This window comes from Paraburkholderia piptadeniae, assembly GCF_900007165.1.
GTDB classification, from domain to species: Bacteria; Pseudomonadota; Gammaproteobacteria; order Burkholderiales; family Burkholderiaceae; genus Paraburkholderia; species Paraburkholderia piptadeniae.
Window position 1 is genome coordinate 174,798 of record NZ_CYGY02000068.1, and the last position, 19,939, is coordinate 194,736.

At 62.7% G+C, this 19,939-nt stretch carries 22 protein-coding genes and 2 pseudogenes; 3 read left to right on the forward strand and 21 right to left on the reverse strand.

The genetic code is table 11. From position 1 onward, the window contains the following. Window positions 1-17: 17 nt before the first annotated feature. From BN2476_RS46740 to BN2476_RS33415, 7 genes are all read right to left on the reverse strand, one after another. On the reverse strand, window positions 18-212 hold the full coding sequence (locus BN2476_RS46740) for a hypothetical protein (RefSeq protein WP_160111805.1): 195 nt from the start codon (window positions 210-212) through the stop codon (window positions 18-20). Between the two features lie 65 nt (window positions 213-277). Continuing rightward, window positions 278-562 carry a transposase gene (locus BN2476_RS49795; protein ID WP_087738456.1) on the reverse strand — a complete coding sequence of 95 codons (285 nt, stop codon included), beginning with the start codon at window positions 560-562 and terminating at the stop codon, window positions 278-280. Window positions 563-608: 46 nt separating this feature from the next. Further along, window positions 609-1,544: an electron transfer flavoprotein subunit alpha/FixB family protein gene (locus BN2476_RS33395; RefSeq protein WP_087738457.1), complete on the reverse strand. Its 936-nt coding sequence runs from the start codon at window positions 1,542-1,544 to the stop codon at window positions 609-611. 35 nt (window positions 1,545-1,579) lie between these two features. Then, window positions 1,580-2,329 carry an electron transfer flavoprotein subunit beta/FixA family protein gene (locus tag BN2476_RS33400; protein WP_087738073.1) on the reverse strand — a complete coding sequence of 250 codons (750 nt, stop codon included), beginning with the start codon at window positions 2,327-2,329 and terminating at the stop codon, window positions 1,580-1,582. A 32-nt stretch (window positions 2,330-2,361) separates the two neighbouring features. Next, window positions 2,362-3,534, reverse strand: a complete 1,173-nt coding sequence (locus BN2476_RS33405; RefSeq protein ID WP_087738458.1) for a CaiB/BaiF CoA transferase family protein — start codon at window positions 3,532-3,534, stop codon at window positions 2,362-2,364. A gap of 2 nt (window positions 3,535-3,536) precedes the next feature. Next, the gene (locus tag BN2476_RS33410) at window positions 3,537-4,709 is read right to left on the reverse strand and encodes a mandelate racemase/muconate lactonizing enzyme family protein (protein WP_087738459.1); all 1,173 of its coding nucleotides are present in this window, start codon (window positions 4,707-4,709) and stop codon (window positions 3,537-3,539) included. A 155-nt stretch (window positions 4,710-4,864) separates the two neighbouring features. Beyond that, window positions 4,865-6,340 carry a benzaldehyde dehydrogenase gene (locus BN2476_RS33415; RefSeq protein WP_218274568.1) on the reverse strand — a complete coding sequence of 492 codons (1,476 nt, stop codon included), beginning with the start codon at window positions 6,338-6,340 and terminating at the stop codon, window positions 4,865-4,867. 206 nt (window positions 6,341-6,546) lie between these two features. On the opposite strand from BN2476_RS33415, the gene BN2476_RS33420 reads away from it, so the two are divergent. Beyond that, entirely contained in the window at window positions 6,547-7,710 is a 1,164-nt protein-coding gene (locus BN2476_RS33420) for an acyl-CoA dehydrogenase family protein (protein ID WP_235851071.1), read from the forward strand. 98 nt (window positions 7,711-7,808) lie between these two features. On the opposite strand, the gene BN2476_RS33425 is transcribed toward BN2476_RS33420, so the two are convergent. The 8 genes and pseudogenes from BN2476_RS33425 to BN2476_RS33455 all read right to left on the reverse strand — a co-directional run bounded on the left by BN2476_RS33425 (window position 7,809) and on the right by BN2476_RS33455 (window position 14,162). Continuing rightward, the gene (locus BN2476_RS33425) at window positions 7,809-8,471 is read right to left on the reverse strand and encodes a TetR/AcrR family transcriptional regulator (RefSeq protein WP_087738461.1); all 663 of its coding nucleotides are present in this window, start codon (window positions 8,469-8,471) and stop codon (window positions 7,809-7,811) included. 11 nt (window positions 8,472-8,482) lie between these two features. Beyond that, on the reverse strand, window positions 8,483-9,715 hold the full coding sequence (locus BN2476_RS33430) for a CaiB/BaiF CoA transferase family protein (protein ID WP_087738462.1): 1,233 nt from the start codon (window positions 9,713-9,715) through the stop codon (window positions 8,483-8,485). A 99-nt stretch (window positions 9,716-9,814) separates the two neighbouring features. Further along, the gene (locus BN2476_RS48695; RefSeq protein WP_235851075.1) at window positions 9,815-10,336 is read right to left on the reverse strand and encodes an MFS transporter; all 522 of its coding nucleotides are present in this window, start codon (window positions 10,334-10,336) and stop codon (window positions 9,815-9,817) included. A 134-nt stretch (window positions 10,337-10,470) separates the two neighbouring features. After that, window positions 10,471-10,689 (reverse strand): annotated as a pseudogene (locus tag BN2476_RS49565) (FAD-dependent monooxygenase); the annotation flags it as partial. After that, window positions 10,608-11,885, reverse strand: coding sequence for an MFS transporter (locus tag BN2476_RS33445; RefSeq protein WP_087738465.1), 1,278 nt, complete (start codon window positions 11,883-11,885; stop codon window positions 10,608-10,610). The gene BN2476_RS33445 and the pseudogene BN2476_RS49565, both read right to left, overlap by 82 nt. A gap of 14 nt (window positions 11,886-11,899) precedes the next feature. Beyond that, window positions 11,900-13,033, reverse strand: coding sequence for a porin (locus BN2476_RS33450; protein ID WP_087738466.1), 1,134 nt, complete (start codon window positions 13,031-13,033; stop codon window positions 11,900-11,902). 509 nt (window positions 13,034-13,542) lie between these two features. Continuing rightward, entirely contained in the window at window positions 13,543-13,779 is a 237-nt protein-coding gene (locus tag BN2476_RS47055; protein WP_162497897.1) for a hypothetical protein, read from the reverse strand. Next, a complete protein-coding gene (locus BN2476_RS33455; RefSeq protein WP_087738467.1) occupies window positions 13,731-14,162 on the reverse strand; it encodes an FAD-dependent monooxygenase in 432 nt (143 codons plus the stop codon). The genes BN2476_RS47055 and BN2476_RS33455 overlap by 49 nt, the downstream gene beginning before the upstream one ends. On the opposite strand from BN2476_RS33455, the pseudogene BN2476_RS33460 reads away from it, so the two are divergent. Further along, a pseudogene (locus BN2476_RS33460) lies at window positions 14,100-14,387 on the forward strand (VOC family protein); the annotation flags it as partial. The gene BN2476_RS33455 and the pseudogene BN2476_RS33460 overlap by 63 nt on opposite strands. A 27-nt stretch (window positions 14,388-14,414) precedes the next feature. On the opposite strand, the gene BN2476_RS33465 reads toward BN2476_RS33460, so the two are convergent. The 6 genes from BN2476_RS33465 to ehuA all read right to left on the reverse strand — a co-directional run bounded on the left by BN2476_RS33465 (window position 14,415) and on the right by ehuA (window position 19,260). Continuing rightward, window positions 14,415-15,170, reverse strand: a complete 756-nt coding sequence (locus BN2476_RS33465) for an IclR family transcriptional regulator (protein ID WP_087738468.1) — start codon at window positions 15,168-15,170, stop codon at window positions 14,415-14,417. Window positions 15,171-15,245: 75 nt separating this feature from the next. Continuing rightward, window positions 15,246-16,037, reverse strand: a complete 792-nt coding sequence (gene eutA / locus BN2476_RS33470; protein ID WP_087738469.1) for an ectoine utilization protein EutA — start codon at window positions 16,035-16,037, stop codon at window positions 15,246-15,248. Window positions 16,038-16,040: 3 nt separating this feature from the next. Next, window positions 16,041-16,700 (reverse strand): ectoine/hydroxyectoine ABC transporter permease subunit EhuD, encoded by a 660-nt coding sequence (gene ehuD / locus BN2476_RS33475; protein WP_087738470.1) that lies wholly within the window; start codon window positions 16,698-16,700, stop codon window positions 16,041-16,043. A 4-nt stretch (window positions 16,701-16,704) separates the two neighbouring features. After that, window positions 16,705-17,364 carry an ectoine/hydroxyectoine ABC transporter permease subunit EhuC gene (gene ehuC / locus BN2476_RS33480; RefSeq protein WP_087738471.1) on the reverse strand — a complete coding sequence of 220 codons (660 nt, stop codon included), beginning with the start codon at window positions 17,362-17,364 and terminating at the stop codon, window positions 16,705-16,707. A gap of 73 nt (window positions 17,365-17,437) precedes the next feature. Further along, complete coding sequence (gene ehuB, locus BN2476_RS33485; protein WP_087738472.1) at window positions 17,438-18,280, reverse strand: ectoine/hydroxyectoine ABC transporter substrate-binding protein EhuB; 843 nt, start codon at window positions 18,278-18,280, stop codon at window positions 17,438-17,440. 71 nt (window positions 18,281-18,351) lie between these two features. Continuing rightward, window positions 18,352-19,260 (reverse strand): ectoine/hydroxyectoine ABC transporter ATP-binding protein EhuA, encoded by a 909-nt coding sequence (gene ehuA / locus BN2476_RS33490; protein WP_143811106.1) that lies wholly within the window; start codon window positions 19,258-19,260, stop codon window positions 18,352-18,354. Between the two features lie 406 nt (window positions 19,261-19,666). Between ehuA and BN2476_RS33495 the strand changes: the two genes are divergently transcribed. Beyond that, the coding region (locus BN2476_RS33495) for an aminopeptidase P family N-terminal domain-containing protein (protein ID WP_173819688.1) at window positions 19,667-19,939 on the forward strand (273 nt) is incomplete at its 3' end.

A 19,939-nucleotide genomic window follows, 5' to 3' on the forward strand; every position in this document is an offset into this window, starting at 1 on the left:
GTCACCATGCCACGATTTCAGGTCCCGAGCGACGTGACGAAGAATGCGACGAGATCGGTGCCTTTTGAGCACCGCTCGTCCATCGGCGCGTGACCCGACGTGACCAGGTGTGGCGAGACGCCCGCACAGATGCGCTCACGATCTGCGAGCTTGCCCTGGAAGGCGAAGGCGCATAGCCTCGCCGATGCCACCGCTGTTGCTATCGGCGGCATGTTTGTTTTCGGCTTCGCGGGCGGTCCGGATATAGAGTCTCCGGCTCCGGGCCTTCCCCTATTCGCTATCCTTTTTCGTCGTTGCTCTTTGTCGTAGCAGGGGATAAGGGAAGCGCAATACCGAGCGCATCTGCGGCTTTGTCGAGCGTGCCGTCCCGGCACCATTGACGATATTTCATGTAGCACGTCTGCGCAGGCGGGCCGTCGCGCGGCAGATGATGCCAGCGCTCGTGTTGCGTCAGCACCCATAAGATCGCGTTCAGGAGTTCGCGCGGGTCACGGGGCACGCGACCGTATCTGCGCATCCTGTCGCAAGGGAACAGGTGCGCGACCTTGTCCCAAATCTTCATCGGACAATGGTTCAAAGCTCATCACCTGCCCCACTCGCTGATCGGCTTATGCGAGACTCGTACAGAGTTCCGGCACGGCCGTGAACAGATCGCCGACGAGACCATAGTCCGCGACGCTGAAGATCGGCGCCTCTTCGTCCTTGTTGATCGCGACGATCACCTTCGAGTCCTTCATGCCCGCCAGGTGCTGGATCGCGCCCGAAATGCCCACCGCGATGTACAGCTGCGGCGCGACGATCTTGCCCGTCTGGCCGACCTGGTAGTCGTTCGGCACGTAGCCCGCATCGACGGCTGCGCGCGAGGCGCCCATCGCTGCACCCAGCTTGTCGGCCAAGGGCTCGAGCACCTTCGTGTAGTTCTCGCCGCTGCCGAGACCACGGCCGCCCGACACGATGATGTTTGCGCTGGTCAGTTCCGGACGGTCCAGCTTCGTGACTTCACGGCTCACGAACTGCGAGACGCCCGCATCGGCTGCGGCTTCGATCTTCTCGACCGACGCGCTGCCGCCTTCCGCCGCCACCGGGTCGAAGCCCGTTGCGCGCACCGTGATGACCTTGACCGGGTCAGCCGATTGCACGATCGCGATCGCGTTGCCCGCGTAGATCGGACGCTCGAACGTGTCCGCACTATCGACGGCCGTGATGTCGCTGATCTGCGCGACGTCCAGCTTCGCGGCGATACGTGGCGCGATGTTCTTGCCGTAGGCCGTCGCGGGCGCAAGGATGTGCGAGTAGTCCTTCGCGATGTTCAGCACCGTCGCCTCGACGTTTTCCGCGAGGCCCGCTTCGAGTTGCGGCGCATCCGCCAACAGCACCTTGGCGACGCCTGCAATCTTCGATGCAGCTTCCGCGGCTGCCTGTGCGTTGTGGCCCGCGACCAGCACATGAATGTCGCCGCCGATCTTCTGTGCGGCGGCGACCGTGTTCAGCGTCGCGGCCTTGATCGACGCATTGTCGTGTTCAGCAATTACCAGAATCGTCATTTCTTTCGTCTCCGCTATTCCGTGATTCACGTCGATCAAAGCACCTTGGCTTCCGTCTTGAGCTTCTCGACCAGCGTCTTCACGTCCGGCACCTTGACGCCGGCGGAGCGCTTCGGCGGTTCGCTGACTTTCAGCGTCTTGAGACGCGGCGTTACGTCGACGCCCAGGTCCTCGGGCTTCACGGTTTCAAGCGGCTTCTTCTTTGCCTTCATGATGTTCGGCAGCGTCACATAGCGCGGCTCATTCAGGCGCAGATCCGTCGTCACCACGGCAGGCAGTTTCAGCGACAGCGTTTCCGCGCCGCCATCCACTTCACGCGATACGGTCGCCTTGCCATCGGCCACGACGACCTTCGATGCAAACGTCGCCTGCGGCAGGCCCGCCAGCGCGGCGAGCATCTGGCCCGTCTGGTTCGAGTCGTCGTCGATGGCCTGCTTGCCGAGAATCACCAGCGAAGGCTGTTCCCTGTCGACCAGCGCCTTGAGCAGCTTGGCAACCGCCAGCGGCTGCAGGTCTTCATTCGATTCGATTAGGACCGCGCGATCCGCGCCGATCGCCAGCGCCGTGCGCAGCGTTTCCTGGCACTGCGTGACGCCGCATGAAACGGCAATGACCTCGCTAGCCACGCCGGCTTCCTTCAGGCGCACGGCCTCTTCGACGGCAATTTCGTCGAACGGATTCATCGACATCTTCACATTCGCAATGTCGACTCCCGTGTTGTCCGACTTCACGCGGACCTTCACGTTGTAGTCAACCACTCTCTTGACTGGCACCAGGATTTTCATCTTCGTCTCCACCTATCCACTAACACGGTCCGCTACGCACCTTGCGCGACGCCATCGAGCAGGCGCGCGATGTCATCCGATGAGTAGCCGAGTTCCGCGAGCAGCACGCGCGTCGAATCGCCCACGGCCCCGACGGAATGACATGGCGCCGCCGGCGTTGCGCTGAAGCGCGGGGCGGGGCCCGGCTGCGTGATGCCATCGACCGTCGCGAACGTGCCTCGCGCTTCGTAATGCGGATGGCGCGGCGCCTCGTCGAGCGACAACACGGGCGCGAAGCACACATCCGTGCCTTCGAGCAGTTCGCACCATTCGGCCCGCGTCTTCCGCGTGAACGCTTCGGCGACGCGCTCCTTGAGCGCCGGCCATCGCAATTCGTCCCACTGCTGATCGAACGCCGCATCGTCCAGTCCGACCAGTTCGCGCAAGAGCTTGTAGAACTGCGGCTCGATCGAACCGATGGAGATGTACTTGCCATCGGCGCACGCATACGCATCGTAGAAATGCGCGCCGCCATCGCCGTTGTTCGTGCCCGCCTCGGCGTGCCAGATCCCCGCCGAACGCCAGCCATACATCAGCGACGCAAGCAGCGCCGCGCCTTCGCAGATCGAAGCGTCGACCACCTGGCCTTGCCCGCTCAGCTTCGCCTGATGCAGAGCCGACAGCACGCCGAACGCGAGCAGCATGCCGCCGCCGCCGAAATCGCCGATCATGCCGGGCGCGGGAACGGGCGGCCCGCCTCGACGCGCCGTCGAATGAAGCGCGCCCGCCAACGCGATGTAATTGATGTCGTGCCCCGCGGCTTGCGCAAGCGGACCCGTTTGGCCCCATCCCGTCACGCGCCCATACACGAGCGACGGTTTGCGCGCGAGGCATACGTCCGGACCGAGCCCGAGCGATTCCATCACGCCTGGACGAAAGCCTTCGAGTACGATGTCCGCGCGCTCGATCAGGGACAGCGCGATCTCCGTCGCCTCTGGACGCTTCAGATCGAGCGCAATCGATTCGCGTCCGCGCGCGAGCACATCGCTGCTGCGCGCGGTCAGCGCACCCGCTCCGCTGTCGCGAACCGGGGCCCGCTTCGTCGCGCGATCGATGCGGATCACGCGCGCGCCGTGATCGGAGAGCATCATGCCCGCGAACGGCGCGGGACCGAGCCCCGCGAACTCGATGACGGTAATCCCCGTCAGGGGTCCCTTGCGCTCCATCGTCACAGCGCCACCACGCGCGCTTGCTTACCCTTCGTGAGGTTGCGCACCAGGAACTCTTCGTTCAGCTCGATGCCCAGACCGGGGCCCTCGTTCGGGTACGTGTAGCCGTTTTCGAAGCGCGGCACGTTCAGCGCGATGTCGGTGCCCGGTGCGATGTCCTTGCTTTCCCACACACCGTGAATCGTCAGCGGTCCCGTCGACTCGTTCAGGAATTGCGATGCCCACTGGTTGCTCGTCCACAGATGCGCGGACGGGCTGTGCTCGAGACCCGAGCCGATCATGCAGCCGCACATCACGGGCAGCCCCGAGAGTCGCGCGAGCGTCAGCCAGCGCTGCGACTTAAGCAGCCCGCCGGCCTTCTGCAACTTGATGAAGAGGCCATCGGCTGCGCGCCGGTCGATGATGTCCTTGATGTGATGCAGTTCCTTGGCCGCCTCGTCAGCGTAAATCGGCGTGCGCACCTGGGCGCGCAGGCGCGCCATCCCTTCGATATCCCAGTGCGGCAGCGGCTGCTCGATCAGCTCCAGGTTCGCGTCGTCCAGGCGGCGAATCGTGCGCAGCGCCGTCTCGTAGTTCCAGAAGCCGTTTGCGTCGACCGTGAGACGGATGTCCTTGCCCACCGTCTCGCGCACCGCGTACACCATCCGGATGTCGTCTTCGACGCTGCCGAAGCCCGTCTTCATCTTCAGCAACTGGAAGCCTTGCTTGTGCGCAACGATCGCCTCGGCCGCCACCTGCTCAGGCGTGCCCGCCGACAGCACCCAGCCCATCGCCGCGCCCGAGATCGTGCGCCCGCCGAGCAACTCGTACACGGGCACGTTCAAGAGCTTGCCCTTGAGATCGTGCAGCGCGAAGTCGACGGTCGCCTTCGCCTGGTTGTTGTCGCGCACGAGCAGGTCCATCTTGCCGACGAGCTTCTCGATGTTGCGCGGGTCTTCGCCCAGCAGAACGCGCGGCGCGATGACGTCGCAGATCATCGACATGATCGAGCCCTGCATCTCCCCCATGTACCACGACGACGTGTCGCCCGAATCCGAGAAGCCCACCGTGCCGTCATCGCACGTGAGCTTCAGGATGACGCTGTCGATCGCCTCGATGCGCGTGTTCGGCATGATCATCGGCTTTTTCATCGGGGTGGAAACGGGAATGACTTCGACTTTGACGATCTTCATGATGGTTCCAGTTGGTTCCAGTAGGCAGAGGTAAAGAAGCCCTGCCGCGCTCGGCGGCTGGCGTGCGAGAAGCGCGGTCGGGCAGCGTTGGCTAGTTGTCCTGATTCAAAGAAGTGGCGCGCCGCAGGGCCGCCATTACCGTGTCGGAGCGCGTGTCAGAGCGGATATTGCGGCGGCGTCTGCCGCACCGTGATCCATCGCCATTGGGTGAACTCGTCCCAGTTGGCGGGGCCGCCGTGACGCGAGCCGTTGCCCGACGCGCCGCGTCCGCCCATCGGCATCGTGCCGTCGTCGTTCACGGTCTGGTCGTTGACGTGCACGAGGCCCGTCCTGAGCCGGTCGGCGATCGCCATTCCACGGCCCACGTCGCGCGTGTAGATGCCGGCCGACAGGCCGTACTCGCTGTCGTTGGCGTGATCGATCGCTTCGTCATCCGAAGCAAACGGCGTGATGCACACGACCGGCCCGAAGATTTCGTCGCGGAAAGCGGGCATCTCCGGCGTGACATCCGTGAGCACGGTCGGCTGATAGAAGCGGCCTTCGCCGCTTCCGCCTGCGAGCAGCTTCGCGCCCATCCGCACCGATTCGTCGACGATCTGCTGCACGCGCTCGACCTGCTTGCGCGTGATGATCGGACCGAGCGCGACGTCGCCCGTATGCGGGTTGCCGACGGGCAGTTGCTTCGCCTTGTCGGCCATGCGCTGGGCGTAGGCGTCGGCGATCGATTCGTGAACGAGATGACGACCCGCGCTCATGCAGATCTGGCCTTGATGCAGCCACGAAGCCCAACTGCCGCCCGATACGGCGAGATCGAAGTCTGCGTCGTCGCAAATGATGAGCGAGTTCTTGCCGCCCAGTTCGAGAGCGACCTTCTTCAGATGCTTGCCCGCAAGCTCTCCGATACGACGACCGACCGACGTCGATCCCGTGAACGAAATCATCCCGACATCCGGGTCGGTGACGAGCGCCTCGCCCGCATCGGCTTCGCCGGGCAGCATGCTCAGCACGCCCTCGGGCAAGCCCGCCTGCTGAAGCAACAGCGCGAGCAGCACGCCGCCCGACACGGGCGTGCGCGGATCGGGCTTCAGAACGACCGCGTTCCCTGTTGCGAGCGCGGGCAGCGTCGCGCGCGACGTCAGCAGGAAAGGAAAATTGAACGGCGAAATCACCCCGACGACGCCATGCGGCACGCGCCGCGCCATGCTGAGGACGCCCGGCTGGCTCGGCAGCATGAGTCCCGGCGGCTGCGTCAGCATCGCGGCCGCTTCATGCAGCAGATGCACGACAGACTCGATTTCGAAACCGGCCTTCGGTCCGATCGCGCCCGTTTCGCGCACGATCCATTCGGCGTATTGAGCGCGGTTCGCGTCGAGCAGCGCCGCGGCCTTGCGAAAGATCGCCGCGCGCGACGGATAGGGCATCGCCGCCCACGCGGCTTGTGAAGCGGCCGCCAGCGCGCACGCTTCGCCCACGTCCCGCGCATTGGCCTTGCCCGTCGTCGCCAGTTGCAGGCCGGTGGCAGGCTCCACGACGTCGATGTGCCCGCCGGCAAGTGCTTTCCAGTTGCCGAGCAGTCCGCAGCCCGACCAGTCAACGGCATTCAGTAGGTTGTCCGCCATATCTGTCTCCATGATTCGCCCTGTCTTCTGAGGTATTTCGCTGGCGTGGAATCGACTATAGGAGTCGCCGATAAAAAAGTCAACCAACTAGACGGTTGACTTTTTGCACATCCATCGACAATACTGTCTGAAAGGCCATTGCGCCAGAAGATCATTTGCCTTTTTCACATTAGCCAACCGTATGGTTGATCAATTCAGATGAGAATCAAGGAGACACCGTGGAATCTCTGTTCGGTAACTATCGTTCGCCGTGGATGACGGAAGAACTGGACATGCTGCGCACGACGGCACGCCGCTTCTTCGAGAAGGAAGTCACGCCGCACCAGGAAAAGTGGCGCAAGCAGCACTACATCGACAAGTCGGTGTGGCTGAAGGCGGGAGAGCTGGGCCTGATCGGCGTCAGCTATCCGGAGGAATACGGCGGTCACGGCGGCAATTACGCGCATGACGTCGTGATCATGGAAGAGCAGGCGCGCGCCTGCGACACCGCCTGGGGCTACGTGCCGGGCGTGATCGGCGCGCCGACCACGCTGATCCTGACGGGTACGCCCAAGCAGATCGACAAGTGGCTGCCGCCCATCATCCGCGGCGAAAAGCTGCTGGCGTTCGCGGCCACCGAGCCGGACTGCGGCACCGACATCAAGACGCTTCGCACGACGGCGCGTCGCGAGGGCGACGAGTACGTGCTCAACGGCTCGAAGATGTTCATCACGCACGGCTCGCGCTCCGAGCTCGCCATCGTCGCCGCGCGCACGAACGGCCCCGGCGCGAAGGGCATCTCGCTCTTCATGGTCGAGAAGGACAAGGTGAGCGGCTTCAAGGTCAACAAGATTCTCGAGAAGATGGGCCAACACGGCCTCGATACCTGCGAAATCTTCCTCGACGACGTACGCGTGCCGGCAGAGAATCTGCTCGGCGGCGTGGAAGGCAACGGCTTCGGCAAGATGATGGACAGCTTCGTGAAGGAGCGCCTGACGATCGCCGTTACAGCAATCGCCAGCACGGAACGCGCGATCGAGCTGACGCTCGATCACGTCAAGCAGCGCAAGATGTTCAACCAGACGCTGTGGGACTTCCAGAACACGAAATTCAAGCTCGCCGAGTGCGTGAGCCAGGTGCGCATCGGCCGCGTGTTCATCGACAGCCTGATCCAGCGCCTGGTGGAGGGCGTCAACCCGCCGTCGGCAGAAGAAGCCGCGATGGCGAAGGTCTGGTGCTCGGAAGTGCAGTGGAAGGTGATCGACGAATGCGTGCAGCTGTTCGGCGGTTACGGCTACATGGCCGAATATCCGATCTGCCAGTTCATGATGGATGCGCGCATTCAGCGACTCTATGGCGGCTCCAACGAAATCCTGAAGGAACTGATCGCTCGCAAGCTGTAAACGAAACGCGGCCGCCTGTTGCAGGCGGCCGCGCGCGTTTTGAGGTGCTACAAAAAAGGCGGGAACCTGCCCGCCTTTCTTTCTTCGTGACGCTGTGCCTAGCGCTGAGGCCTGGCTGCAATGCCTTGAATCAGCATCGTCATGAACGTCTCGACGACTTCGTCGATGCTGTACTTCCCATCCTCCTGATACCACTGCGGCACCCAGTTCAGCATGCCGAACAGCATCGCTGACAGCAGAGCCGGCACGCACGGCTTGATGTCTCCCGCGGCGATGCCTTCCGTGATCAGGTCGCGCACGGTCGTATCGAGCCGGCGCTGGAAGCGGCGGATATCGAGGCTCGCTTCCGTCGTCAGCGGACGCAGGCCCACCACAACGAGACAACGGCCGAAGTCGCTGTTCTGCGCATGCGCGAGGCTCTGCGCGAAGTAGCGCAGCCGCTGCAACGTCGGCACGCTGCGATCCTTCACCTTTTCCACTACTTCGTCGAGATTCTCGAACGACTTCACGAGGCAGAAATACAGCACCTCTTCCTTGTTCTTGATGTAGTGGTACAGCGTCGCCTTATGCATGCCGATCTGATCGGCGATCATGTCAAGCGACGTGGCTTCGTACCCGTTCTGCGCGAAAAGCTGCGCAGCGATGCGCAGGATCGCAAGGCGCTTGTCTTCGTGACGGACAACGGGCGGCGCCTTGCGGCGTCGACCGGCCGGACGTTCGATAGTAGCCGGCAGCGCGGCGTCGTCGGGGCGTGTGGACATAGGGTTCGATTTTACACTGGCGCGCCGATCGCGCCTTCCGCGATCAAGCGCTCAACTTGAGCGTCGGCAAAGTTTGCTTCACGCAGGATTTCGCGCGTGTGCTCGCCGAGTTTCGGCGCGCGATGGCGCACGGCCCCAGGCGTGACGGACAGCTTCGCAGGCACGCCCGGCACCGAGACCTCGCCTTCCAGCCCTGGATGCTCGACCTTCGGCAGCATGTTGCGAGCCGCGAAATGCGGATCGGCGAAAATCTCTTCCGCGGTGTAGATCGGGCTGAACGGCACCTTCCCGCCGAACATTTCGCGCAGCTCCGTCTTGGTGTAGCGCATGGTGAACCCCTCGATTTCGCTGGTCAGTGCGTCATTGTTTTCCCAGCGCAGCGTTTCGGAGCCGAATCGCGGGTCTTTCGCCAGATCGTCGCGGCCCATCAGTCTGCACAGCTGCAGCCATTGCGGATCGTGCGGCGCCGCGATCGCGATCATGCCGTCCTTCGCGCGCACCGTGCCTTGCGGCGCGAGACCTGGCAGATTGTTGCCCACCGGCTTCTGCGAAACGCCGCGATACGAATACTGGCTGACGAGAAGCTCCGACATCGAGAGAATCGAATCTGTCATCGCGACATCGACGTACTGTCCCTGCCCCGTCGCCTTTGCGTGCCACAAAGCGGCCATCGTGCCGAAGGCTGCATGCAGGCCCGGCACTGTATCGCCGGGGCCGCCGCCGACCTTCACGGGATGCAGTTCGTCTTCGCCCGTGATGCCCATCCAGCCACCCATTGCCTGCGCAACGATGTCGAATGCCGGCCAGTCCATGTAAGGACTCGCGCCGCCCGGCCTGTCGCCGAAGCCACGCACCGACGTGTAGACGAGACGCGGATTGATTTCCCTCAGTTGCTCGTAGCCGATGCCGAGCTTGGTCAGCACGCCAGCGCGGTAGTTTTCGACCAGCACGTCAGCGCTGCGCACCAACGTACGGAACGTCTCCAGACCTTCGGTGCTTTTCAGGTTCAGAGCGATAGACCGCTTGTTCCGGTTGCACGACTGGAACAGCCCGCCGTAGTGGCGCTCCTGATCGTCGTCGCGAAACGGGCCGATGCGGCGGAAGAAGTCGCCTTCCAGCGGTTCGACCTTGATCACATCGGCGCCGTGATCGCCCAGAACCTGCGAGCAGAAGGGGCCAGCCAACGCGTGTGTCAGGTCGAGAACGCGTACGCCCCGCAAGGCACCGCTCAGGGAATTCGTCATGTGCTCCTCCAGTCAATCAACTGGTTGGTTGAATCGTTGAATCATTATCGCCCAGCAGACGGGCCGATGTATAGCGTTTTGAAGTCCAAGTCTGCGTTGTCACTGCGCCGCACCGGGCGCCAGCGTCGATGTGGACCGCTCAGGGTAGCGGCCGAGCAACGGGATCGCGCCCGCGCAAAACAGACACAGCACGCTGGATACGTCATGAATCGGCGCATACGACTTGAAGTGATCGAACACCGCCCCGTGGACGAATGGGCCGATTGCGCCACCGAGCGTCGAGATGCCGAAGAGTGCGCCGTAGATCGCGCCCAGATGGCGCTTGCCGAAATAGCGGCGCGCGAGATACGGAATCAGGTCGCCCTCGCTGCCCGTCGCGAGACCGAGCACCAGCGCGCTCAGCATGACCATGCCCGGCAGACGGATGAAGTCGGTCGTGAGTACCAGGAACACAGCAGCGCCGGCGAGACAGGCGACCGACGCAACCAGTGGCGCGAACGCGCGATCGAGCACGGCGCCGATGCCGACGCGTGCGACGGCAAGTCCGATGCCGACCACGGCCGCCGCCTGGGCCGCGACGTCGCGGCCGTCAGACCCAGCGCAGCGCCGAACACGATCCATGCCTTGTTGCGCGTGCTCAACGCTCGCGGCGCGTCGATCCCTTGCGGCAGTGCTGCCGTTGTCATGGACGTGGCCATCCTGTGTCTCCCACGTCTCTGTCTGAAAATGGACGAGCAGGCCGCGGCAGACGCGACGGTCGACGGCTTGCGCTCGATGAGCGTCACGTCGATGCCGTGCATGCCCAGCACGTTGGCAAGCGTCAGCCCTGTCGGACCGGCGCCAACCACGATCACCGAAGTGCGCGATCGCGTGCTGGCGGCATCGGGAAGTTTCACTGCTCGTCCCCCGCTGGCGCTGCCGGATACCGCCCGAGAAGCAGGATCGCCACCGCGCCGACGATGCAGGCCGCACACGACACTTCATGCACGACCGTATATGACCCGAAGCGGTCGAACGCGATGCCGTACAGGAACGGACCGACCGCGCCGCCGAGCGTCGCCGCGCCGAACAGGCAGCCGTAAATCGAGCCAAACGAGCGCTTGCCGAAGTACTTGCGCGTCAGGAACGGAATCAGATCGCCTTCGGAGCCCGTCGAAATGCCGAGCAGCAGCGCTGCCAGAACGATCATCGCGGGGACCTGCGCCGCGTCGGTGAGGAAGATCGCAAAGCCCACTGCGCCGATGCCAAAGCTGACGAGAGCCACGAACGGAGCGAACACGCGATCGAGCAGCGCGCCAAGACCGACTCGCGCTATCGCAAGACCCGCGCCGACGACGCCCGCCGCCTGCGCGCCGACATCGCGGCCAAGACCGCGATCGCTGACGAACGCGGCAAGGTGTACGAAGCCGCCGAGAATCGCGCTCGAAATCACGAACATCACGACGGCGAGCAGCCAGAAGCGATAGCCGCGCACCGCTTGTCGGAGCGTAAGTCCCGCTTCGAGCGAAACGGTCTGCACGCTCGCGCCGGCGCCCTTCTCGATGCGCACGTTTCGAAACAACAGTCGATGAGCGACGATGCCGAATACCAACGCCGCCAACCCGCACACAGCGAACGAATGACGCCAGTCCATCATCACGCCAAGCCGGTTGGCGGCGATGGGCGCAAAGAACCCGCCGAGCCCCGTGCCGATCATCGCGAATCCGAGGGCCATGCCGAGCCGCTTGTCGAAGACACGCGGCAATACGGCCAGATAGCCCGCCGCCGTCGTCGCCGCGCCGAGAAAGCCGATCAGAAAGCCGACAACGGCGACATACGCATGGTTGGCCGGCGCCACGGCGAGCGCGCCGAGCGACATCGAAAAGAGCGCGATCGCGCCCGCGATGACCTTGCTCCAGCCAATCCGGTCCGCAAGATAGCCGGCGACGGGCGCGCCCAGCGCGGTGCCCGCCATCGCGAGCATAGGCAGCATCGCGACATCGGAGCGTCCCCAGCCGAACGTCGCTGTCATCGGCTTCAGGAAAATGCCGATGACACTAAAAAACAGCGGACCGAATCCGAACATCAACCCGATTGCAGCACCGCATACGACCCACACGCTCGCGGCCGTTTTCTCTTTCGACGATGCCTCGAGCGCGGGCAACGCCTTCGTGCTCACAGGACGGCTCATGACGCGCTCTCCTTTCAAAACAGATGACGGACGCCGAGTTGCACGGCCGTCTGGTTACGCGACGACGACGCGCCCACGCCGTTCGGCAGCTTGGGGGACATCGAATACGGTGTCACCGCGAGGAAGTTGCCCGCGACGCTCGCGCCAGCGAACGCGTGCTGATATGTGGCGAACGTAAACACGTCGGTACGTTTCGACAGGCGATAGTCGAGACCCGCGCTCGCAATGTCGAACTTGCCGCGCTTGCGCTCATCGACATACGCGAAGCCCGCTCCCAGCTGGAAATACGGCGTCGCCTGCCAGGTGAGGCCGGCTTCGTACGCATTCGCAGTTATGGTGCCGAGCGGACTGTCGGATGCGTTCGTATAGGTGTACACGCCGTTGATGCCGAAGTTGCCGAGCTTCACCAGCCCGCCGAAGGCCGCGGTGTAGATCGATTTTGCGCCCAGCGCCACCTGTGCAATCGTGCCGCCCGTTCCCGGGCCGCTGTTGCCGCCGTCGGTTTTCGTGAACGCCGCGCCAAACGAGTACGGTGCGTTGAAGCTCCCCGTCGGGCTGTATTTGAGCCCGACGCTCAACACGCGCGCCGATGACGGCGAGCCGCCGAACGCTCCCGCTGCGTTGCTGAAGCCATACATCACACCCGCGCCGAAACCATGCACGGTCGGTGTCTCGTAGCGCACCATGTTGTGCACCTGTTCGCCGGCGAGACGGTCGATGTCGTTGCCGAGGTGAAACGAGTACGACGGCGCGAACTGCGTGACGTTCGTGTAGTAGGTCACGTAGTCGTAGATGAAGTCGTAGTCGTTACCTGCGATCAACGTCCCGAACGTGTCGCTCGACAAGCCAACGAATGCGCGTCGGCCGAAAAGCGACCCGCCCTGTCCCGCAATGCCCGTGTTCAGATCAAAGCCGTTTTCCAGCGTGAAAACAGCACGCAGACCGCCTCCCAGGTCTTCCGTGCCCTTCAACCCCCAGCGGCTCGATTGCGCGATCCCGCTGTCCATCTTCACCGTGCTGTGACCGCCCTGGTTGCTGATGTAGCTGATGCCGTCGTCGATGATGCCGTACAGCGTGACACTGCTTTGCGCGTGTGCCGCGCCTGCGAACATCGCGGCAAAAGTGGCAGCCACCACCCGATGCTTCATGTCTGTCTCCTGAAACCGGCTACGCCGGCTCTCTTCTAATTAGTACTACTAGTCGTATAGTTCGCGATCGGCACTGAAGCTTGCGCCGCCGTGCGTCATTCGAACGTCTGCGTCCCATGCAGGGCGTTGCATCAAGACGGGGCGCACTGGAAAGCCGACCGCCGAGGGATCGCGAACCGCATCCGTGCGTCCCGTATCCAGCCGCGTTTTGCCCGAAAGGCCTCACGGCCGAAACCGCGATTTCCCGATTCGCCCGTTCTGATGCAAAATTTCAACTCATTAGTTGAATTATTGGCACGCCGCCATGAGGAGTCAACGACTGCGGCCTACGTGTTTACCTTGATATGCGCACTGTGCCCCGTCAAATAAGGGCCGAGCAGACAATTTTTCGGATCAAGGCGTCGTCTGAGGCGACATACGCGACCAGTATTCTTCAACTATACGGTTGAAATATGAAGATCCGCGGCGAGGATTCCGGCCCGCGCACGTGCTCCCGACGCACGTAGCGCTCACTCACTCATCGCCCGCACCCGCGGAAAGGCAACTGCAAGCAATGCGTGCAGATCGGCGGCATCATGCGCGACACCTTGGATGTACCGGTCCGGCCTCACAAGAATCGCGACAACACCCGCCTCCGCCAGCCATTCACGCAAGGCAGACGCGCCATCCGTCACCAGAGCGACGTTCGCGGACTCCGCTACCTCTTCGAGCTCCGGATGCGCAGCGAGTGTCTCGGAACTGAGCACGAGCGCGTGTCGATAGCCGACGGCGTCATCGAGCAGACGCTCGTCCGACAGGCGCGGCTACCGCGCGATGCTGCCCGCAATCGGCTGATCATTGCCGCAGTGGGCGCCAGGCCCGAGTCTCGGCTGAGGTGTGACGAAGTTTCGAAACACGGCGGCACGCCATCATTCGTTGCGCCCGCTACTTCGGGCTTCGACTGGATCACGGCGCCGAGCTTCACGGCCGTTTCGATGAACTCGCGCACATGCGGTGAGCGTTCGGATTCGTACGTGTCGAGCAGGCCGTCGCCATCTTCGCCGCGTATGACAGACGCGAGTTTCCACTCAGGCGTTTTCACCAGCGCTTCATCGACGAAAAACTGGAGGAGATCGCGCCCGTCACGCACGGCAATGCGATCTCGTTCTACGCGCGAGATCCTGAAGGAAACCGTTTGGAGATCTTTATCGACACGCCGTGGTACGTGGATCAGCCGATGCGCGTGCCCGTTGATTTCTCGCTGCCGGACGACGCGCTTCTTGCAGCCGTCGAACGGCACGCGCGCACGCTGCCCGGATTCAGGCCGCGCGACGAGTGGGAAGCGGAAATGGCAGAGCGAATGGGGATCAGCTGAAAAGCGGCCCTGAGAAGAAACCTGCCGTCATCCTTCGATGACGGACCGCGCGCGCGAAGACGCACGCGCCGCCGCTTCCTTCACTGTTTCGACGAGCCGATCGAAGTTCAAGAGCTCGAGGCGTTGGCTCGGCACGACAAGTGCGAGCGCGCCCACGGCTTCTCCCGAATCGTCGGTGAAAAGCGGAGAGGCGATCGCCGATACGCCCTCATCCAGTTCACCGTTCGACAGGTAGTAGCCCGCGCGCCGTATTTTCAGCAGCCTGGAGCGGAATTCTTCCAGCGAGTCGCCCAAACCGCTCGATGAAATCTCCGCGGCGTACTCGTTGAATAGTGCGGCAAGCTTGGCCTTCGGAAAGGTCGACAGAATCGCCTTCGGTGCCGCGCCCAGAAAAAGCGGCCGTGGGCGGCCGCGGCCATATCGCAGATCGAGCGTCGCATCGTGCGTTTCGCGATGCGTGTCGACCAGTTCATTGCCATACCAGCGCGACATCACCACATCGAATCCCGAGCGATCGGCTATCTCGCGCATCACGGGTTGCCCTGCCTTCAACAACGGGTCCGAAACGCGCAGGTGGTAGTCGAGCGTGATGATGCGCGGGCCGAGGCCATAATCACCGCCCGCAAAGCGCAACAGCATGCCCGACTCGACAAGCTCACGCACATACCGGTACGCGGTGGGTATCGAACAATCCAGTTCAGCGGCGATCTGTTCAGCCGAAAGAAACGGCCGTGACTCGGAAAACAACTCGAGGATGGACAAGAGTTTGGCGATGCTCGACATCGAAGGCCGGTCTTGGATTGGTTGGCCCATTATACCGGCGCGAACTTTATCGCTGACCGACGCCTCGCCGTGATGTCATGCCTCCAGTAGCGCGTCCGCAGCAGGAAGCGGCCACATCATCAGCTCCCCCAAGCGTGGTTTAGGTTCGTTGTCGCCGCAAAGGCGCAGGCACATCCACGCAGTCGCGAGATTGCTGCTCACGACAGGCTTGCCGAGCAAAGCCTCGATTCGCCCGATGACGGCCGCTGCCCGCACCGCCGTGCACGAAATGAAGAGCGCATCCGACTCCAGCGCCATCGCATTGCGCGCAAATGCAACGATATCGCTGTGCGAAATCCGCGCCATTTCGCGGTCGTCGGTCAGTCCGATGCACGTGAAGCGGTCGATCACGAAGCCTTTAGCGGCAAAATACTCGGCCATCGGCTGGCTGGTCTCGACGGTATAGGGCGTCAGCACGCTGATGTGCCGCGCGCCGATCGTTCTCAGCGCGGTCACGGCGGCCATTGTCGGCGTGACGATATGTGCGTCGGTTTTCGCCGCGCGAATCGCCCGCTCGATCTCCTCGTCTCCGATCATCACGGAAGCCGACGTGCACGAGTACATCACCACGTCGAGCGGTTCGTCAGGCAGGATCAGCGCAGCGCCCGCAGTGAGCGAAGGCTGCATCGCGCGCAGGTTGTCGGGCGTCACCGGGTTCGCGTATGGCACGCGATTCGTGTAGATGCCGATCCGTTCATTCGCGACGAGCCTTGCGAAATCGGGTTCCGTCGTGTGATCGGTCGCGAGGATCACAAGGCCGATGCGCTTGTCGATAGCGCGTGCGTCCAGTTGAAGGACTGCGTCCAGCGGATGAATGACGATTGCCATCGGTCAATGCCCCAGAGCGGGAAAGCGTTTTTCGAGCAGTCTCACGCCGACCACGGCCACAAGACTGATGCACAGAAAAAGCACGCCGACCAGAGTCATCGGCTCGAGGTAACGGTAGTCCGTGTTCGCGATGATCTTCGCTTCGTTCATCAGTTCGAGCACGGTGATCGCCGACAGCAACGGCGTCTCCTTGAACATCGAAATCAGATAGTTCGCGAGCGCGGGCAACATCGGCGGAACCGCTTCGGGCAGGATCACGTGCTGCCACATCTGCTGCGCGTTCAGGTTGCATGCCTTGGCGGCTTCCCACTGCCCGCGCGGCACGTTTTCGATGCCCGTCCGATACACCTCCGCTGCATAAGTCGCGTAGTGCACGCCGAGCACGAGCACGCCCGCCGCGAGAGCGGGCATGCGGATGCCGATATCCGGCAGCACATAGAACACGAAATACAGTTGCACGAGCAACGGCGTGCCGCGAATGAAGCTCACCACCGCCGTCGTCGTACGCGACACCGCCCGGTTCGGCGCGAGGCGCAGGATCGCGAACACCATGCCGATCACGGCTGCCGCGATCGCGCCGAGCAACGTCGCGAGCACGGTGATCTCCAGACCCTGCAACAGGATCGGCAGAATCCCGAACGCGAAACTCCAGTCCCATTCCATGCTCTTATCTCCTCATGCCGTCGAGACCGAACGTCATCCGGCGTTCCAGCTTGCGCATGCCGAACGAAATCAGGCACGCCATTGCGAAGTAAAGCGCGAGAATCGTCGCAAACGGTATCAGCGTATTGCCCGTTTGCGAGCGCACCACCTGCGCCTGGAATGTCATGTCGCCGAGCGAGATCAGCGACACGACTGCCGTGCCCTTGAGCAACTCGATTGCGTTGTTGCCGAAGGTGGGCAGCATCAACGGCAACGCTTGCGGCAGGATCACATGACGCATGCGCTGATAGACGGACAGATTCAACGCAATGCACGCGCTGCGTTGCTCCTGGCCGACCGCGACGATCGCGCCGCGCACCACTTCCGCGCCGTACGCACCCACGTTGAGGCCGAGTGCGAGCACGCCTGCCTGCAGCGGCGTGAGCGTGAGCCCGATCATCGGCAAGACGAAATAAGCCCAGAACAGCTGGACGAATACCGATGTGCCGCGAAAGAACTCGATATACGTGGTGGCGAGCGCGCGCACCGCAGCGAACGGCGACAGGCGGCCAAGGCCTGCGACGAACGCCATCACGAGCGCAAGCACCGCTCCCATCAACGTGAGTTCGACGGTCGCTACGGCGCCCTTCATGATCAGCGTCAGATAGCCGGACCAGTGGTTCATAAGCGCACCTCGAAGGCAGCTAAACGGCTGGCTAGCGCACGAGTGAATCGCGCACTAGCCGGTTTGTGCAGACTCAGTTCGACGCCGAGCACAGCTTGTCGCGGCTCGTCGACATTGCCGCCTTTGCCGAAAACCCGTATGGCTCGACGATCTTCGCGAACTCGCCGGATGCCTTGATCTTCTTCAGCTCGACGTCGAACGCATCGCGCAGCGCCGTGTCCTGCTTGCGGAACGCCACGCCGTCGCACTGCACCGGCGTGCCTTGCACGGGCGCGATCGATTCCAGACTGCCGTCCTTTGCTTTCGAAAGCAGATCGCTGATCGAGAGCAACGGCAGCGCGAACGCGTCGATGCGGCCGTCCTGGAGCATCTTCAGCCCGCTCTGTCCGTCCGGCACGATGACGATACGGTCCGTCGGAATATGAGCCGCCGTCGCCAGCTTCTGTTCGGTGGTGCCGCCCTCGACGCCGATCACCGCCTTCGGGTCTTTGGCGATTTCATCGTAGGTCTTGATGCTCTTGGTGTTGCCCTTCTTGACGGCGAACGCTTCCACTGCGCAGAGCACAGGCTCCGAGTACGCGACGGCCGCGCAGCGCTGCGGCGTCATGAAGAGGCCAGCCGCGATTGCGTCATGCCGTCCCACTGCGAGGCCCGGAATCATCGCGCCATATTCGGAGACCGACGCGACGATATCGTTGACGCCGAGCTTCTTGAAGACCGCGCGCGCGACGTCGGGCGCAGCGCCCGTCACCTTGCCGTCGGCGCCCACTGCCGTGAACGGCGGTTCGTTGGCAATGGCGATACGCGCAAAGCCCTGCTCCTTGAGTTGGGTCAGCTTGTCCTCTGCATTGGCTGCGGAACAGGCCAGAGTTAGCACCGACAACGTCCCCGTGATCAGAATCGCCTTCAGTTTCATGGTTTTTGGCTCCTAGGCCTGGTGGTGTGCGTGTTGTACGTAGTGGTCTTGCGATAAGTGATGTGGGTCGATCAGATCCTGTGACCGGCGGCGATGATCTTGCGCAGGAACGCCTGAGTCCGCTCGTGTTCCGGATGTCTGAATATGTCCTCGGGCTTGCCTTCTTCGACGATCCTGCCGCGATCGAAAAACAGCACGCGGTCCGCGAAATCATGCGCAAAGCCCATTTCGTGCGTGACGAGCAGCATCGTCATGTCGGTTTCTTTGGCGAGCCGCTGCATCACATTGAGGACTTCTTCGACGAGCTCCGGGTCGAGCGCCGAAGTGACTTCATCGAAAAGCATGATCTTCGGTGCGAGCGCAAGCGCCCGCGCAATCGCGACACGTTGCTTCTGTCCGCCGGAAAGTTGCGCGGGCCGGCTCTTCGCCTTGTCGGCCATGCCGACCATGTCGAGCAGTTCCAGCGCGCGCTTTTCAGCAGATTCGCGGCTCTCGCCTTTTGTCAGGATCGGCGCGAGCGTGACGTTGTCGAGCACGCTCTTGTGCGGAAAGAGATTGAAGTGCTGAAAGACCATTCCGATCTTCTCGCGCATCTTCTGCAGATGACGCTCGTTCGCGGGAACCATCTGGCCGCCGCGCTGCATGTGGAAGAGCTGTTCGCCATCCACCTCGATATGGCCGCCATCGATCGTTTCGAGTGTCATCAGGATGCGAAGGATGGTGGTCTTACCTGATCCCGATGGACCGATCAGTGCGAGCTTCTCGCCCGGCATCACATTGAGCGAAAGCTCGTCGAGCACGGTCAGCGCACCATAGCGCTTCGTGATGCGATCGATCCTGATCAGCGGCCTGGTAGTCGGCGTCGACGTCTTCTCGCGAATGGAAGAGGCATCGCCAGCGGCGGCCTGCACATCCGGCGAAAGAGTCTCCTGGGCAATTCCTGAAGCGCTTGGCATTAGGGTCACTCGCGCGGTTTTCATATTGGTCAGGGTTCCGTTCATCACGCCTGCGTGGGGTGAGTGCGTGTTGCAGCAGTGCAGGAAGAGCGGCTACGCGAACCAGCATACAAAGCCATATTCGTGATCCGATTGCTCTAGAACAATTCTTTCAGAGCCGCAAAAAGCCGGATACGCCTTGGTGCAAAGGGCAATGCGGAAGAGCGGACATTCGCATCAGGGACAACACCTATAAGCGCATCGCGAGGCAATTCATCAACTATGCAACGCACCATTGCGCCCTCGTTCGACCCGTCGACGAAGATTGAACTAGCACATTGGGAGCCTATTTTTCGCAGCATTAGACTGCGGCGAGCAATACCCGTTGGCGCCTCATTTAGGTGCATGGGACGCCACTTTTGCGACGAGTTCGTGCCAGGAGAAAAGAACGATGTCAGATACAACGAAACAGGACCCGCCTGCCAAGGGACCATCGGTACGCCTGCCATTCGATCGCGCCGAATACGACGCACGCATCGCGAAGACACGCAAGGCGATGGAAAAGGCGCAGATCGATCTGCTGATAGTCACCGACCCGACCAACATGGCGTGGCTCACGGGCTACGACGGCTGGTCGTTCTATGTGCATCAATGCGTGCTGCTCGCGCTCGACGGCGAACCCGTCTGGTACGGCCGTGGACAGGACGCGAACGGCGCGCTGCGC

Excerpts from the sequence above, each read along its gene's own strand:
- BN2476_RS46740 (WP_160111805.1), bottom strand. The coding sequence starts at position 212 with ATGCCGCCGATAGCAACAGCGGTGGCATCGGCGAGGCTATGCGCCTTC.
- BN2476_RS49795 (WP_087738456.1), bottom strand. The coding sequence starts at position 562 with ATGAAGATTTGGGACAAGGTCGCGCACCTGTTCCCTTGCGACAGGATG.
- BN2476_RS33395 (WP_087738457.1), bottom strand. The coding sequence starts at position 1,544 with ATGACGATTCTGGTAATTGCTGAACACGACAATGCGTCGATCAAGGCC.
- BN2476_RS33400 (WP_087738073.1), bottom strand. The coding sequence starts at position 2,329 with ATGAAAATCCTGGTGCCAGTCAAGAGAGTGGTTGACTACAACGTGAAG.
- BN2476_RS33405 (WP_087738458.1), bottom strand. The coding sequence starts at position 3,534 with ATGGAGCGCAAGGGACCCCTGACGGGGATTACCGTCATCGAGTTCGCG.
- BN2476_RS33410 (WP_087738459.1), bottom strand. The coding sequence starts at position 4,709 with ATGAAGATCGTCAAAGTCGAAGTCATTCCCGTTTCCACCCCGATGAAA.
- BN2476_RS33415 (WP_218274568.1), bottom strand. The coding sequence starts at position 6,340 with ATGGAGACAGATATGGCGGACAACCTACTGAATGCCGTTGACTGGTCG.
- BN2476_RS33425 (WP_087738461.1), bottom strand. The coding sequence starts at position 8,471 with ATGTCCACACGCCCCGACGACGCCGCGCTGCCGGCTACTATCGAACGT.
- BN2476_RS33430 (WP_087738462.1), bottom strand. The coding sequence starts at position 9,715 with ATGACGAATTCCCTGAGCGGTGCCTTGCGGGGCGTACGCGTTCTCGAC.
- BN2476_RS48695 (WP_235851075.1), bottom strand. The coding sequence starts at position 10,336 with ATGGATCGTGTTCGGCGCTGCGCTGGGTCTGACGGCCGCGACGTCGCG.
- BN2476_RS33445 (WP_087738465.1), bottom strand. The coding sequence starts at position 11,885 with ATGAGCCGTCCTGTGAGCACGAAGGCGTTGCCCGCGCTCGAGGCATCG.
- BN2476_RS33450 (WP_087738466.1), bottom strand. The coding sequence starts at position 13,033 with ATGAAGCATCGGGTGGTGGCTGCCACTTTTGCCGCGATGTTCGCAGGC.
- BN2476_RS33465 (WP_087738468.1), bottom strand. The coding sequence starts at position 15,170 with ATGTCGAGCATCGCCAAACTCTTGTCCATCCTCGAGTTGTTTTCCGAG.
- eutA (WP_087738469.1), bottom strand. The coding sequence starts at position 16,037 with ATGGCAATCGTCATTCATCCGCTGGACGCAGTCCTTCAACTGGACGCA.
- ehuD (WP_087738470.1), bottom strand. The coding sequence starts at position 16,700 with ATGGAATGGGACTGGAGTTTCGCGTTCGGGATTCTGCCGATCCTGTTG.
- ehuC (WP_087738471.1), bottom strand. The coding sequence starts at position 17,364 with ATGAACCACTGGTCCGGCTATCTGACGCTGATCATGAAGGGCGCCGTA.
- ehuB (WP_087738472.1), bottom strand. The coding sequence starts at position 18,280 with ATGAAACTGAAGGCGATTCTGATCACGGGGACGTTGTCGGTGCTAACT.
- ehuA (WP_143811106.1), bottom strand. The coding sequence starts at position 19,260 with ATGAAAACCGCGCGAGTGACCCTAATGCCAAGCGCTTCAGGAATTGCC.